This window comes from Blastopirellula sp. SH421 (assembly GCF_057808535.1).
Genome location: NZ_CM173712.1, coordinates 5,997,941 through 6,012,686 on the forward strand (window position 1 = coordinate 5,997,941; position 14,746 = coordinate 6,012,686).

General features: G+C 56.1%; 8 protein-coding genes. 7 read left to right on the forward strand and 1 reads right to left on the reverse strand.

The features are described 5' to 3' along the window. The first annotated feature begins 17 nt into the window (after positions 1 to 17). The 3 genes from leuB to SH421x_RS24350 all read left to right on the forward strand — a co-directional run bounded on the left by leuB (position 18) and on the right by SH421x_RS24350 (position 4,058). The gene (leuB, locus tag SH421x_RS24340) at positions 18 to 1,103 is read left to right on the forward strand and encodes a 3-isopropylmalate dehydrogenase (RefSeq protein WP_488852615.1); all 1,086 of its coding nucleotides are present in this window, start codon (positions 18 to 20) and stop codon (positions 1,101 to 1,103) included. Positions 1,104 to 1,324: 221 nt separating this feature from the next. Further along, positions 1,325 to 2,986 carry an arylsulfatase gene (locus SH421x_RS24345; protein WP_488852616.1) on the forward strand — a complete coding sequence of 554 codons (1,662 nt, stop codon included), beginning with the start codon at positions 1,325 to 1,327 and terminating at the stop codon, positions 2,984 to 2,986. A 13-nt stretch (positions 2,987 to 2,999) separates the two neighbouring features. Then, entirely contained in the window at positions 3,000 to 4,058 is a 1,059-nt protein-coding gene (locus SH421x_RS24350; protein ID WP_488852617.1) for an HAD family hydrolase, read from the forward strand. Between the two features lies 1 nt (position 4,059). Here the strand turns inward: SH421x_RS24350 and SH421x_RS24355 are convergent, their stop codons facing one another. Next, positions 4,060 to 5,475: a neutral/alkaline non-lysosomal ceramidase N-terminal domain-containing protein gene (locus SH421x_RS24355; RefSeq protein ID WP_488852618.1), complete on the reverse strand. Its 1,416-nt coding sequence runs from the start codon at positions 5,473 to 5,475 to the stop codon at positions 4,060 to 4,062. Positions 5,476 to 5,793: 318 nt separating this feature from the next. Between SH421x_RS24355 and SH421x_RS24360 the strand changes: the two genes are divergently transcribed. The 4 genes from SH421x_RS24360 (at position 5,794) to SH421x_RS24375 (ending at position 14,704) form a co-directional block, all read left to right on the forward strand. Then, on the forward strand, positions 5,794 to 10,482 hold the full coding sequence (locus SH421x_RS24360; RefSeq protein WP_488852619.1) for a PVC-type heme-binding CxxCH protein: 4,689 nt from the start codon (positions 5,794 to 5,796) through the stop codon (positions 10,480 to 10,482). A 230-nt stretch (positions 10,483 to 10,712) separates the two neighbouring features. Beyond that, a complete protein-coding gene (locus SH421x_RS24365) occupies positions 10,713 to 11,282 on the forward strand; it encodes a winged helix-turn-helix transcriptional regulator (protein ID WP_488852620.1) in 570 nt (189 codons plus the stop codon). 61 nt (positions 11,283 to 11,343) lie between these two features. Further along, positions 11,344 to 12,576, forward strand: a complete 1,233-nt coding sequence (fabF, locus tag SH421x_RS24370; protein WP_488852621.1) for a beta-ketoacyl-ACP synthase II — start codon at positions 11,344 to 11,346, stop codon at positions 12,574 to 12,576. 736 nt (positions 12,577 to 13,312) lie between these two features. Beyond that, the gene (locus SH421x_RS24375) at positions 13,313 to 14,704 is read left to right on the forward strand and encodes a sodium:calcium antiporter (protein ID WP_488852622.1); all 1,392 of its coding nucleotides are present in this window, start codon (positions 13,313 to 13,315) and stop codon (positions 14,702 to 14,704) included. The last annotated feature ends 42 nt before the right edge of the window (positions 14,705 to 14,746 follow it).

Genomic DNA, 14,746 nt, shown 5'->3' on the forward strand with positions numbered 1-14,746 from the left:
CCCACCTTAGAACTACCATGAACAAAAAACTCCTCCTGCTTCCCGGTGACGGGATTGGTCCTGAAATTATCGCCGAGGTTCGCAAGTTGATCTCTTGGATCAATGATCACACCGACCTGAGGATCGAGACTGAGGAAGATTATTTTGGCGGCGCGGCGATCGACGCCTATGGGGTTCCGCTGCGTGACGAGACCTTAGCGGCGGCTCGCAAGTCGGACGCCATTTTGATGGGCGCCGTCGGCGGTCCAAAATGGGACAATGTCGATTACAACATTCGACCCGAAGCAGGGCTGCTGAAGATTCGCAAGCAGCTGGACTTGTTCGCTAACCTTCGCCCGGCGATCGTGTTTGACGCGTTGATTGACGCTTCGTCTCTAAAGCCAGAGATCGTCAAGGGTCTTGATATCTTGATCGTCCGCGAGCTGACCGGCGGCGTTTACTTTGGTGAGCCGCGCGGGATCGAAGACCTGGGCAACGGCGAACGCCGCGGAGTCAACACGCAGGTTTACACCACGTCCGAAATTCGCCGCGTCGGCAAGGTCGCCTTTGAGATCGCTCGGAAGCGCCAAGGGAAGGTCACGTCTTGCGAAAAGGCGAACGTGATGGAGTCTGGCAAGCTCTGGCGCGAAGAGATGACACGTCTGCATGCCGAAAACTATACCGATGTTACTCTCGAGCATATGTACGCCGACAACGCCGCGATGCAGCTCTGCCGTCGTCCATCGCAGTTTGATGTGATTGTCACCGACAACCTGTTTGGCGATATCCTATCGGACGAAGCGGCGATGCTGACCGGATCGCTAGGAATGTTGCCTTCGGCGGCGCTCGGCGCCCCAGGCTCGCCCGGTTTGTACGAACCGGTCCATGGTTCGGCGCCTGACATCGCTGGTCAAGGAATTGCCAATCCACTGGCGACAATCCTCAGCTTCGCAATGCTGCTGAAGTACTCGCTCGAATCGGTCGCACTGGGCGAACAGATTGAAGCGGCAGTGCAAACCGTTTTGGCCCAAGGCCTACGAACGGCCGACATCATGGTCGAAGGTTGCCATAAAGTGACGACAGTCGAAATGGGCGACGCGGTCATTAAGGCGCTCGCACGCTAATCGTGATGCGCTAGATGTATCGTCAATCAACTTAAAAAGGCCGCAACAGCGGCCTTTTTTTTTGCCCAAATTTCAATCCGCAATCGAGCAACTAACTCACCATTATTTCGTTTTCTTTGTCTGAATATGGTCTATACTTTTGAGGGTTGCGACGACATTCGATAGTGTCACATCAACTTTTCTGCATCTCATCCGCAGACTAACAGAGGGATGAATTACCAATGATAAAGCATTGTCCCGTAGTAGTAATTCTGGCTTTCATAGGCGTCTCTTTCGCCTCCGCAGCGGATAAGCCCAACATTCTATTTATCGTTTCTGATGACACTGGGTACGGTGATCTTGGCCCTTACGGCGGCGGTGAAGGCCGCGGCATGCCGACTCCCAGCATTGATAAGATGGCTGCGGAGGGGATGACTTTTTTCTCCTTCTATGCACAGCCCAGCTGCACCCCTGGTCGAGCAGCGATGCAAACTGGACGCATCCCCAATCGCAGCGGCATGACGACTGTCGCCTTCCAGGGACAGGGCGGGGGACTGCCCAAAGCAGAGTGGACGCTTGCGTCTGTTCTAAAGAAGGGAGGGTACAAGACCTACTTCACCGGCAAGTGGCATCTTGGCGAGTCGGATTACGCATTGCCGAACGCTCATGGCTACGATGAGATGAAATACTGTGGTTTGTACCACCTCAACGCATACACGTATGCCGATCCGACTTGGTTCCCCGATATGGATCCCAAGCTGCGAGCCATGTTCCAAAAGGTGACAATGGGCGCACTCTCTGGCAAAGCAGGCGAGAAGCCGGTTGAAGACTTCAAGATCAACGGCCAATACGTTGACAAACCTGACGAGAATGTCACGTTGCACGGCGTCAACTATCCCAACGGCGTCGTCGGAATCCCTTACTTTGACAGCTACGTCGAGAAGGCTGCGATCGAGTTTCTCGACGAAGCGGCCAAGGACAAGAGCGAACCGTTCTTTATCAACGTCAACTTTATGAAGGTCCATCAGCCGAACCTCCCGGCGCCTGAGTTCGAGCACAAATCGCTCTCGAAGTCGAAATTTGCCGACTCGATCGTCGAGCTAGATACGCGCATCGGTCGAATCATGGACAAGCTCAAAGAACTCGGAATGGATAAGAATACGCTGGTCTTCTACACCACCGACAATGGAGCTTGGCAAGACGTCTATCCAGATGCAGGCTACACGCCGTTCCGCGGGACTAAAGGGACCGTTCGTGAAGGTGGTAATCGCGTTCCAGCCATCGCGATTTGGCCAGGCAAGATCAAGCCGGGTGTGAGAAATCACGATATCCTCGGTGGGCTCGACCTCATGGCGACTTTCGCCGCAGTGGCCGGCGTGGAACTTCCCGAGAAGGATCGCGAAGGCGAACCAATGATGTTTGATAGTTACGACATGACGCCTGTGCTGACCGGCGCTGGCAAAAGCAAACGCGATTCCTGGTTCTACTTTACCGAGAACGAACTTTCTCCAGGAGCGGCTCGTGTTGGCAACTACAAGGCACTCTTCAACCTGCGTGGTGATAACGGCCAAGCGACTGGCGGCCTCGCGGTCGACTCGAACCTTGGCTGGAAAGGCCCCGAGAAGTATGTCGCCACCGTTCCTCAAATCTTCGACCTCTGGGCCGATCCGCAGGAACGCTACGACATCTTCATGAATAACTACACAGAGCGTACCTGGACATTGGTCACGATCAGCGCGGCCGTGGAAGAAAAGATGAAGACCTATGTCAAGTATCCGCCGCGTAAAATGCAGAGCGAAGTTTACACCGGCCCAATCACGCTCTCCAATTACGAGCGGTTCCAATGGGCAAGAGAACAGCTCGAGAAAGACGGCGTCAATATTCCTCTCCCAACCGGCAACTAAAGGAGAGCGGATCTTGCGATCGCAACATATTTCGCTTCTTACCGGCATCATGATCATCACAGTCACCGGCAGCGCACTTGCGCAGCCGGCGACTCCGGCTGATCCGCTCCCCTCTTGGAACGAGGGGAAGTCCAAGACCGCGATCCTTCAATTTGTGGAGCGCGTCACCGACAAGAACTCGCCTGACTTTGTGCCGGCGGCCGAGCGGATTGCGACGTTTGACAACGATGGCACGCTCTGGAGCGAACAGGCGATTTACTTCCAAGGGTTCTATGCGCTAGATCAGGTCCGCAAACTGGCGCCCAAGCATCCTGAGTGGAGCACCACCGAACCTTTCGCGAGCGTTTTGAAGGGGGACATGAAGGGTGTCATGGCCGCCGGAATGCCGGGACTTGCGAAAATCATCTTCGCTTCTCATGCGAACGTCGACAGTGATGCATTTCAGAGCTCGGTCCGCGATTGGCTGGCGACCGCCAAACACCCGCAAACCGGCAAGCCTTTTACCGAGATGGTGTTTCAACCGATGTTGGAACTGCTCGACTATCTGCGCGCCAATGACTTCAAGGTTTATATCGTGACCGGTGGCGGCATCGATTTTGTGCGAGTCCTTTCCGAAAAGACCTATGGCATTCCGCCAGAACAAGTGGTGGGATCCTCGCTTGACGCCAAGTTTGAGCTGATCGACGGCGTGCCGACGATTCTGAAGCTTGAGAAGCTTGACTTTATCGACGACAAGGTGGGCAAGCCGGTTGGCATCTATCAGCATATCGGCCGACGCCCGATCTTTGCGGCCGGCAACTCGGACGGTGACATGCAGATGCTGCAGTACACGACGATTCCTCGCAACACAGCCGATAAAAGGCCGAGCTTGGGATTAATCGTTCACCATACCGACGCCCAACGCGAATGGGCGTACGATCGCGATTCGCACATCGGCCAGCTCGACAAGGCGCTCGATCAAGCGCCGCAGCGTGGCTGGCTGATCGTCGATATGAAAAATGATTGGAATAAGATCTATCCCCAGGACAACAACTGGCGCAAGATCAATTCTGAGAAAAAAGCGGCGAAGTGAGCTACTTGGCCAGTTGCTGCAACATTTCGCCGGCGGAAGCGGCTAACTCTCGCCCAGCGTTCGGCGTGAAATAAGGCAAGTCCAGAATTTTAGGCACGACGATCGCCGCGTATTCCTGGGCTTGATAAGCAGCCGGGTCAGTCACGTAGCCGACACTATGATCGGTGTAACCGACGACCAACGTCTGCTCGAACGGCGACGCGTGACGAATCTGCAATCCGTAAAAACTGTAGAGTTCTGCGGAATGGAAGAGCAGTCCGATCGGCCCTAATGCCAGGCAGGACATCGGCATGTCTAGTGCAGGCTTCGTCAGCGGCCAGTCTTTGGCGGCGGCATACCATGCGGCGGCAAACGGCGGATCCACCCACACGCCGCTGCTGCAAGCAGCAGGGTCCTGACGATAGGCATCGACGTCACGCTTCAGCCGCTGGGCGTCCAAAGGAAGATCGCAAGTGCCGGCGATCCCTTTGATTGATTTCACAGGAACCGACACCGATGCCCCCAACGCACTTTTCACTGCTGCATAGGTGGCTGCGGCCGATTGCTCGGGACCGCCAATCCACTTAGTTCCATCGCCTGGATTTACGTCGCCTGCATGCCCTTGCAAAAAACCAGGCTCTACCCCTTCCGACTCTTTCACCTGCTGTCGCACTATGCCGACCCAGTCAGGACCAGAGAGCGAATCGGCATAGCAAACCGGATGAGAAGAAAAGTGATACCAAATAATGTCAGGCTTTCCACCGCTTCGCTGAAAGCGCAGCGTCTGCATCAACGTATCCAGCCAGCGCTGGTCGTCGGTTGAACCGGAAGCAAAATCAGCGTCGGTTTTGTAGGTCTTGGAGGTGCGATTGAAGTTTGCCCCGACTGCTTGGGCTTTGCCGTAGAACAACTCTGCCGGCGCGAGATCTTGGTTTGCCATGACGATTGACTTCACCACAGAGTCTTCGGTCTTGGCCATGTAGTCGGTCGGAATCTTGCCCCACTGTCTTAAATAGACAAAGGTCGGAGTCGAGTGGCTATGAGTCGCGGTGATATGCACATTTTGCGAGGGAATCCCTATCTCTTTGCTAACGCGCGCCGCAACCCGCTGAGTGAAATCTCGAGGAACGCAGATCACCTCCAACGAGACTAAGGCAAACTTTGATTCGCCACTACGAATCACGATGGCTCGCGACGTCGTGGCCTGGCGAACGCCGGTGGCGACACGCTCGCTGCCTGGAGGGCGATGGAAACCGGCTAACTCAACGCCGCTGGGTGGTGTCGTATCAACAACTCCTTCGCCCACCGCGAAGTCAGGCGAAGTGGACGAAGCAAACAAGGGAACGGCAGCGCCGGTCAAGCCGAGCCCAGCGACTCCGCTCAACGTTTGTTGCAGAAAGGATCGACGATCCCACAAGTTGCGTGCCGAATGCGACATCAGATTGGCATCTCAATGAGGAGGGAGTAAGGCAGGAAATCGAATCCGCATCCAAATCATGATTGCACGGACGCCGTATCGTACTGAATCGCCCACGGCTTCGCAAACTTCTTCATGTTCTGCATCGCGAAAATCAAAATGCTGCGGCGAGATCGAAAACGAACGCCTGATAGCGGCATTTTTGCGTCAATTCTAGCTGCCAACTATTGCAAAGGCATTTTGCATCGATATAACGCGATATGCTTGGTCACCTTGAGAGTGCCGAACCATCTGCAAGCGGCCGCTGCGCCGCGGTCTTAGAATTCACGAGCATTCGCAATGAATACGTCCTTGATTTGTCAAGTCTTCCTTCTCTTCTCTGTTGCCTGCGTCGCTCCTGCGCTGGCAGCAGACGCTAATCGTCTGACCTACCTAGATGACAACTCACCCTACTACCCGCATCAAGCCTTCGCCAAGTTAACCACTCCTCAATGGATTGGTGATCCCCAGGCAGAAGCCGTGGTCGTGCTGGCTGTTGATGACTTGCGCGACATCGGCCATTTCGAGTCGTACTTGCGTCCCATTTTTGAACGCTTAAAAAAAATCAATGGTCAAGCGTCTGTTAGCATCATGACCAATTGGGTTGACCCCAACGACCAGCGACTTCAGCAGTGGATCGCCGAAGGGGTCAATCTCGACGCACATACGGCTGATCATCCTTGTCCCTGCCTGCAAGGCGGCAACTTCGCCGCGGCCAAAAGCACCTACGAGCGCTGTGTGGACATGCTGGCTACGATTCCTAACAACAGCCCGACGGCGTTTCGTTTTCCTTGCATGGACTCGCAAAATACGCCCAGCCCGCGAGCATTTGCGGAGATTCTCAACCAAACGACCGCACAAGGCAACTTCCTGCAAATCGACACGTCGGTCGTAGCGCTGCTAACTGCCGACGATCCGGCGTTGCCTCGAGAGTTGGTCGTCGATCCCGATGGGCGAGGCCGGTTGGCGAAGTACCTTCCCTTTCCGTCGTTTGTAAACAAGATCGAAAACTATCCTTATCCCTACGTGGTGGGCGACAAGATCTGGGAATTTCCCTGCACGGTCCCCGACGACTGGCAAGGCTTCAATCTACAAGGCGCGAAGAATCCCCAAACCATCGCCGACTGGAAAGCGGCGCTCGACGCGACCGTTATCAAACAAGGCGCCGCTAGCTTTGTGTTTCATACCGGAAACTGGATTCGCTCGGACCAGATGGTCGAGATCATTGATCACGCCGTCGAAAAGCATGGTCCGCGGATCGCGTTCCTCAATTTTCATGATTGTTTGGACCGAATGAACCAGCATCTACTTGCCGGACAATCACTGCGTGCGGCCGATGGCGGCGACAACGGGGTGCGGCTGCTAGACCTGAACGCGGATGGATACATGGATGTAGTGATCGGCAATGATCAACTGCAACTTACTCGTATCTGGAACCCCAAGACGCGTAGCTGGAAAGAGTTCCCCTTCCCGGCGAAGCTTGTCAGCATCGCTGCGCAGCAGTCACGTCATACCTGCGGCGTGCGCTTTGGCATTCTGGAGGATCAAGTGATCGCAATCGCCCACGACGAACACCAGACCGGCGCCTGGCGATTTACCGGCGACGTTTGGCAAGCCGATGACCAGTTGCTGCAAGGCTTAACACTGGCCGGTCAACCGCTCGCATTGGCCCACGCCGGAATCGACGCCGGCGTGCGCCTGCGTGATCTCGACCAAGATGGCAACTGCGAGTTGATCGCCGGCGCCCACGGCGATCAGGCCATATTTCGCTGGAGCGCCTCGCAAAAAACGTGGCAATTGCTCCCCTTCACGCTGCCTGCCCAAACCGAGATTGTCTTTGGCGCCGGACTCGACGCTGGTCTCCGTTTTTTCGATATTGATGAAGATGGCTTTGACGACGTCATCTTCTCGGATGAGATTCGCTATTCGCTCCATTTGTTTCACTCGATCGAACAAGGCTGGTCCCGCAAAGTTTCGGCCGGTTTACGTCAAGATCCTGACGCCATCCCGATGATCTCTCGAGTTGGAACCAACAACGGCGCCTGGTTCGCCAACAACTTTCTCTGGGTGCAAAACGAAGAGACGGCGCGGCTGCCGGATGGAGTCGATCGGCTCTCCTTTGTGGAGATGCTGCGACCGATTGATACTGAACCCAAGTCACCCAACGCATCGCAAGCGACGCTCCGCGTGCAGCCCGGCTACCAGGTCACACTGGCCGCGGCCGAGCCGCTGGTGATGGATCCGGTCTCGTTTGACTGGGGCCCCGATGGCAAGTTTTGGGTGGTGGAGATGGCCGACTACCCACTCGGCATCGACGGCAAGCCAGGCGGAAGAGTTCGTTATCTGCAAGATACCGACGGCGATGGCCAATATGACAAGTCGGTGCTGTTTCTCGACGAGCTGAACTTCCCAACCGGAGTACTGCCTTGGGGCCAAGGCGTGTTAATTTCAGCGGCGCCCGATATCCTCTATGCCGCAGACACCGACGGCGACGGCTTGGCCGATCACCGTGAGGTGCTGTATACCGGCTTTGGCGAAGGCAATCAGCAACACCGCGTCAACGGCTTTTGGCGCGGCGTCGACAATTGGATCTATGTCGCCAACGGCGATAGCGGCGGAACCGTTCGATCGACCAAGACCGGCAAAACAATCGCCATCGGCGGGCGAGATCTCCGCATTCGACCCGATACAGGAGCGCTGGAAGCGGTCGCCGGCCAAAGCCAGTTTGGCCGCGCCACCGACGATTGGGGCAATTGGTTTGGATGCAACAACTCGGCGGCCGCCTATCATTACTTGGTCGAAGATCGTTACCACCTTCGCAATCCGAATGTGGCTGCGCCGGATCCGTACCACATGATCTCCAGCGTCGCCAATACGCCGATCTATCCCCGTAGTCGCATCCTGAGCCACTGGTCTGGCTATCAACCTCCTCCGCCGGGCGAGCCAAGTCGACTGACGTCAGCCAACGGCATCACCATCTATCGCGATGATCTCTTCGGCCCCCTCTTTGAGCAAAACGTATTCACCAGCGAGCCGGTCCACAACTTGGTCCATCGCACGGTGCTAACGCCTAGCGATCTCAGCTATTCCGCCGCCAGCGCCGCCGGAGAAGAGAAGTCCGAGTTTTTGGCCTCCTCCGACTCTTGGTTCCGCCCCGCCGCGATTCGAACCGGACCAGACGGTGCGATCTGGATCGCCGATATGTATCGCTTAGTGCTCGAACATCCGCAATGGATCGACGACGAGGAAGAAAAGAGAATTGATCTGCGCGCGGGACATGAGCGCGGCCGCATCTATCGCGTGACTCCGGTCAGACAGCCAAGTCGCCCGATCCCGCGTTTTGACGCGCTGACCAGCGCAGAACTGGTCGAGCAGCTGCGCAGTTCCAACGGCTGGCGACGCGACATGGCGCAGCACCTGTTGATTCAGCGCCAAGCGAAAGAAGTTGCGTCTCTCCTAGAAGAACTGGCCCTGCACAGCGAACGTGCTCAATCGCGGCTGCACGCCCTTGGCGCGCTCGAAGGATTAGGCCAACTACGGCCAGAGATCGTCGCCACGGCGATCGAAGACCCCCATCCGGCAGTCCGTCGACACGCGATTCGCCTGGGTGAGCCGCTGCTGAACGACTCGCTACTGCTTCAACAAAAGATTGCCGGACGTATCAACGACGAAAATGCACAGGTCCGATTGCAGTTAGCTTACTCGATCGGCGAGTGGCGCGACGCGTCATCTGGCGTCTTGCTCGCACAACTTGCCTTCGCGAATCAAGACGATCCCTACGTCACCTCTGCGGCGCTGACGTCGTTGCATGCTGCGAATCTTGCCGCAGCGCTGCAAACAGTTCTCGCAGCAGAAAACAAAACCGGGCGCCCATCTGCACTGCTGAGCGAGCTCCTACGAATAGCGGCCGCTGCCGAAACGCCGCGGATTTTATCTCCGCTGTTCGAAAATTTGCTCCCCGCCCAGCACGAAACCGCCACACCTTGGCAGATTGCAGCGCTAACGCAGCTGCTGGCAGCGCTTGAGAAACGCAATTTAACGCCATCCATGTTCCTTGATACGGCGGCTCAGGCTCGGTTTGACGCAACGCTGAACCTAGCACGTGACCAGATCCAAGCAGCAGACACGCAGGAAGCAGCGCAACTGCAAGCGGTGCGACTGATCGCCCGGGTTGCGACCCCCGGCAGCGCCGATCTGCAATTGCTGACCGGATTACTTGATCCGCAATTCACGCTCGTCTTGCAACAAGAAGCGGTCGAGCAGTTGGCCTCGATCGATTCTGACGCGATTCCTCTGATTCTTATCAAGGGCTGGATGCGATATACCCCCAGCGTGCGGACGTTTGTGACCCAGGCCCTGCTGACTCGACCTGATTGGTGCGCCGCTTTTCTCACCGAAATTGAAACCGAACGACTCGCGGCCAACCAGATCAATGCTTCAGCACGCCAAAAATTGGTGGAGCACTTTGATCCGAAAATTGCCCAACGCGCCAAGTCGCTGTTCGCAACAGCGGCAAGCTCATCCCGTCGCGATGTGATGGAGTCGTACCAAGCGTCGCTCGCAATCGCCGGAGATCGCGAGCGCGGCAAAGCGATCTTCCGTAAAGAGTGCAGCAACTGCCATCAGCTCGAAGGAGCAGGGCATCGCGTTGGCCCCGACTTGACCGGCCTCACTAACAAATCGGCCGAAGCGTTGTCGATCGCGATTCTCGATCCCAATCGGGCCGTAGAAGACAAGTTTATCGAATACGCGGCGTTCACCACCGGCGGTCGCACATTTACCGGCATGCTGGCCGCCGAGACCGGCGCTAACATCACACTCCGCGGTCCAGAAGGCAAAGAGCAATCGATTTTGCGGGAGGAACTTGAAGAACTGCGCAGTACAGGCCGCTCGCTGATGCCGGAAGGTCTCGAGCGCGTACTCGATCAACAAGCCCTGGCGGACCTGATCGCCTATGTCGCCGGTGCGACCACTAGCGGTGACAACTAGTGGTGATCTACTATCACTCCACCCCCGCCACGCAGATCACTTGGGCAATAACTCTGGCCGCCGCGTAAAATCGTGACTCTCGGCAAGCTGGATCGATTGCTCCGGCAAGGCTGCCCTGGCTTGTCTTTCCGCGTAACTTTCATAAAGATAGTTACATCCAATAAATCAGCGGCCTTCAATTCCCAGGCTGCAAGTCAGCAGCCGTAGCGACAAAGACAGCAGGATGCGGCATGAAACGAAAGAGCTTTCAGGACATGGGATGTCCGATTGCACGCAGTCTTGAGCAAGTTGGCGAGTGGTGGAGTATACTCATCCTTCGTGATGCGCTGGCCGGTCTTTCCAAATTCGACGAGTTTCAAACCAGCCTTGATATTGCACCAAACATGCTGACGCGTCGCCTAAATTCACTGGTAAAAGCAGGCCTGTTGCAGCGGCGGCTGTATAACGAACATCCGCCGCGGTTTGAATACGTTTGCACCGAACGAGCCGATGACTTTCAAATGGTGCTCTTGTCGATGCTGACCTGGGGAAATAAGCATTGCTCGCCGGAAGGCGCTAGCGTGCAATTTGTCCACACAACCACCGGCGAGATTGCCGAACCGATCTTGGTGGATCGTAAAACGAACCAGCCGATTCTCTCCGACAATTTTGAACTCGTCAGCGGACCCAACGCCGACCCTGCGATTCGTCAGCGTCTCGACCGGATCCGCCGGCAGCGCCAGGACCCTAACCATACGAACGGCAACTCGACCGCCGCGAACAAACCAACCAACAAGCAGCCGCGCTCAACTCGCCGCTAAAGCGATAACGCTCTGCAACTAACCTCCATAATTGCAAGATTGCCTGAACAAGGATAACTTCGTGCGACGAGCAGTGATCACAGGCCTAGGGACGGTCAATCCTTTGGCGAATAACGTGGCGGATACCTGGGCCGGACTTTGTAACGGAGACTCTGGCGTAGGGCAAATCACTCAATTTGACGCCGGTGCGTTTCGTACGCAAATTGCCGCAGAGCTAAAGAACTTCAATCCGGACCAATTGTTCGGCGTCAAAATGGCGCGTCGACTTGATCGCTATTCGCAGTTCGCCCTGGCGGCTGCGATCGAAGCGCTGGAGGACTCGCAGCTAGCGCTGGAGTCAGAAGATCCGTTTCGGATCGGCGTCATCCTTGGGACCGGCATCGGCGGCATGCGGACCTTTGAAGAAGAGTGTGACAAATACCAAGACAAAGGGCCCAGCAAAATCAGCCCGTTCATGATCCCCCGCATGATGCCCAACGGAGCGACCGCCGCGATTTCGATCCACTTTGGCTTGCGCGGCCCCACGTTTAGCGTCTCGTCGGCCTGTGCTTCGGCCGCTGATGCGATCGCAATGGCCCGCGATTTAATCTTGGCCGGCCGCGGAGACGCCATCATCACCGGCGGCGCCGAAGCGGCGATCACTCCGATGGGACTGGGCGGCTTTTGCGCCGCGCGATCGCTGTCAGAGCGCAACGATGCGCCGCAACTTGCAAGCAGACCGTTTGACCGTGATCGCGATGGATTTGTGCTCGGCGAAGGCGCCGGAGTGATCGTCGTCGAAGAATACGAACACGCTCGGCGGCGCGGCGCAAACATCTACTGCGAAATCACCGGCTGTGGCCAGTCGTCCGACGCCCATCACATCACTGCTCCTGATCCGTATGGCGCCGGTGCAATCAGCGCCATGCGAATCGCAATTTCTGACGCCCAGCGCAACCCCGATGAGATCGACTATATCAACGCGCATGCGACCAGCACCCATCTAGGAGATCTGGCCGAAGCCAACTCGATCCACAAGGTGTTCGGCGCCCACGCCGACAAGCTTGCCGTCAGTTGCACCAAAAGCATGGTCGGCCATTTGTGCGGGGGAAGCGGTGGAATCGCCACGATCGCCGCCGCCCTCTCGATCCATCACAGCACGATCCACCCCACAATCAACTGCGACAACATCGATCCCGAGATCAAGCTGGACATTACGCCCAACCAAGCTCGGGAGATGCAGGTCCGCAGCGCCATGGTCAACAACTTCGGCTTCGGCGGTCACAACTCGTCCCTGGTGCTATCGCGCGTCTAAGAGGCCGCAATTTTTGGCTTAGCGCCTATCCGAAAACCGCGATTTCTTGAAACCTCGGTTTTGGAAAGACTTGTGTCTGCTTCATCAACCAGTGGAGCATAGGATGTCCGACGAAGACCGAAAACAAAACCCGAGCGATTTGACCGACCTGCAGTGTTAGTTAGGTGAAGGCTTGATCCCATGTTCGCGACAGGCAAAAAAGGAGGCCGCCCTCGTTCGGTCGATACGCTGGAGGTTGCTGTTGGCCGGAGTGGTGGCGATCGCGTCGATGGATGATGCGTAAGGAAGAAGGCGCAAGTCTTTCATTCCATATTTGAATCGGCTGCAGGCTTCGTTTGTCTGCTTGCTTCTGGGCGTACAGAGAAAGTTTGACCGCGACGATTTCCAAGCTGTGGGAATGGTAAGGACCTCGCAGAGTTTTGAGCGATTGGTTGATTGCCTTTTGACAAAGTCTTAGGGTTGTGTTGCTATTTCTTTGCACATTTCAGTGCGCCGTGCGATCTATCGGCTTCGGTTTGGCGGTGCTTGGTCGTGGAAGTTGGGCAACTTTGGGAGAAGGCTTTCGTGGGCGCTTTGGCGCGGCGTAGTCGTTGACCAGCTGCGTTTGTCTGGCCGTGGCTGGATAGGGGGGAATGATTTCCCAATCCTGTTCGCTTGTGAGCGCCGAATGCCCCCCCTATAATGCGTCCCGCAGATCACAAATCCGGTCTAATGGTTGTAGCAACGGGGTACACAAATGGCTTCTGGTGAGCAGCAAGACAATCTCGCAGAGAGTGACGGGGGAGATTGGATTGGTTTAGGCGTAGCGATTGCCTCGGCCGCTGCGCTAGGGGCTTTTTGGCTGATGTCGTGGCAATTGGCGTTTCTGTTGACGTCTGTCGTCGTGATCTCCATTGTGATCTGGCAAGCCTGTGACCCGTTTGCTGACGCGGCGCAATGGATAGGGACAAAGCTAGGCATTCCAGGCTCGGTTCGAGGAGCCACGCTCGACGCAATCGCCAGCTCGATGCCTGAACTTTTCAGCGGCATATTTTTTGTCGTGCTCGCCGTCAGCGCTGTCCAGCGAGACGATCCTGCCGCGATGGAAGCGGCAGGGGCAGAAGGATTTGGGGCGACCATTGCTACCTGCGCCGGAAGCGCCGTCTACAACATGATTTTGATTCCGGCCATTGTAACGTTGACCATTGCCTATTATCGCCGTAGTCGTCCTACGATTGATGTGGAAGACGAAGTTCTGGCCCGCGACGGCATCTGGTTCTTGATGTGCGAAATTGCGTTATTGTTTTTCCTCTTCCAGAACAAAATGTACTGGTGGATGGGACTAATACTGATCGGCATGTACGTTGTCTACATCTTTCAACTTTATCGCGACACGCTTATCTATCGTCGGCGACTGCATGCATTGAGCGAGTATTTCACCGCCAAGGGAGTCGACACGCCGACCGCCACGGTCGTTTCGGAGCTTGCCGCTCAAAATGTCAAAGTGCATTACTTGTTGGTTGACAAAATCCGCGGTGAAATCAAGTCTGGCAGCTTCGATGAAAATGAGGAGGAGGGAGAAGAAGATGCCCCAGAAGGAGCTGGCGCGTTGTTCGGTTTTGCAGAAATCCCTTTGAACCAAATGACTGCCTGGTTGATCATCGGCGTGAGTACCGTAATCGCGATTGTCGCGTGTTACTTTTTGGTCGAAGCGACCCGCCATACCGCGGTCGCGTTGGGGGTTCCGACCTTTTTTGTGGCGGTAATTCTCGCTGCCGCCGCTTCTAGCGTCCCGGATACTTTTTTGTCGATTGGTTCCGCGATGCGGGGCGACGACTCAGGCGCCGTCTCCAACGCATTTGGGTCAAACATTTTCGACATCTGCATCTGTCTGTCAGTGCCGTTAATGTTGAACTCTTACTTGGTGGACTGGGGGCCGGTGTCGTTAACGCAAGATGGCGAACCGATCGCTGGCTTGGTCGGATTACGCATTAGCTTATTCGTGCTCACCGGCATCACGCTGGCGATCATGTGGCACAACCGACAGCTCACCTTCCGCAAGGCCCTGGTGCTCTGCGGACTATACGGCCTGTTCATCGCGTATGCCGTCCTGGGATCACTCGGCATGCTCGGAGCAATTGGACTTTAATTGTGTGATGGATTCCACTCGTTAAAAGACAACCCTCATCAC

Excerpts from the sequence above, each read along its gene's own strand:
- leuB (WP_488852615.1), top strand. The coding sequence starts at position 18 with ATGAACAAAAAACTCCTCCTGCTTCCCGGTGACGGGATTGGTCCTGAA.
- SH421x_RS24345 (WP_488852616.1), top strand. The coding sequence starts at position 1,325 with ATGATAAAGCATTGTCCCGTAGTAGTAATTCTGGCTTTCATAGGCGTC.
- SH421x_RS24355 (WP_488852618.1), bottom strand. The coding sequence starts at position 5,475 with ATGTCGCATTCGGCACGCAACTTGTGGGATCGTCGATCCTTTCTGCAA.
- SH421x_RS24360 (WP_488852619.1), top strand. The coding sequence starts at position 5,794 with ATGAATACGTCCTTGATTTGTCAAGTCTTCCTTCTCTTCTCTGTTGCC.
- SH421x_RS24365 (WP_488852620.1), top strand. The coding sequence starts at position 10,713 with ATGAAACGAAAGAGCTTTCAGGACATGGGATGTCCGATTGCACGCAGT.
- SH421x_RS24375 (WP_488852622.1), top strand. The coding sequence starts at position 13,313 with ATGGCTTCTGGTGAGCAGCAAGACAATCTCGCAGAGAGTGACGGGGGA.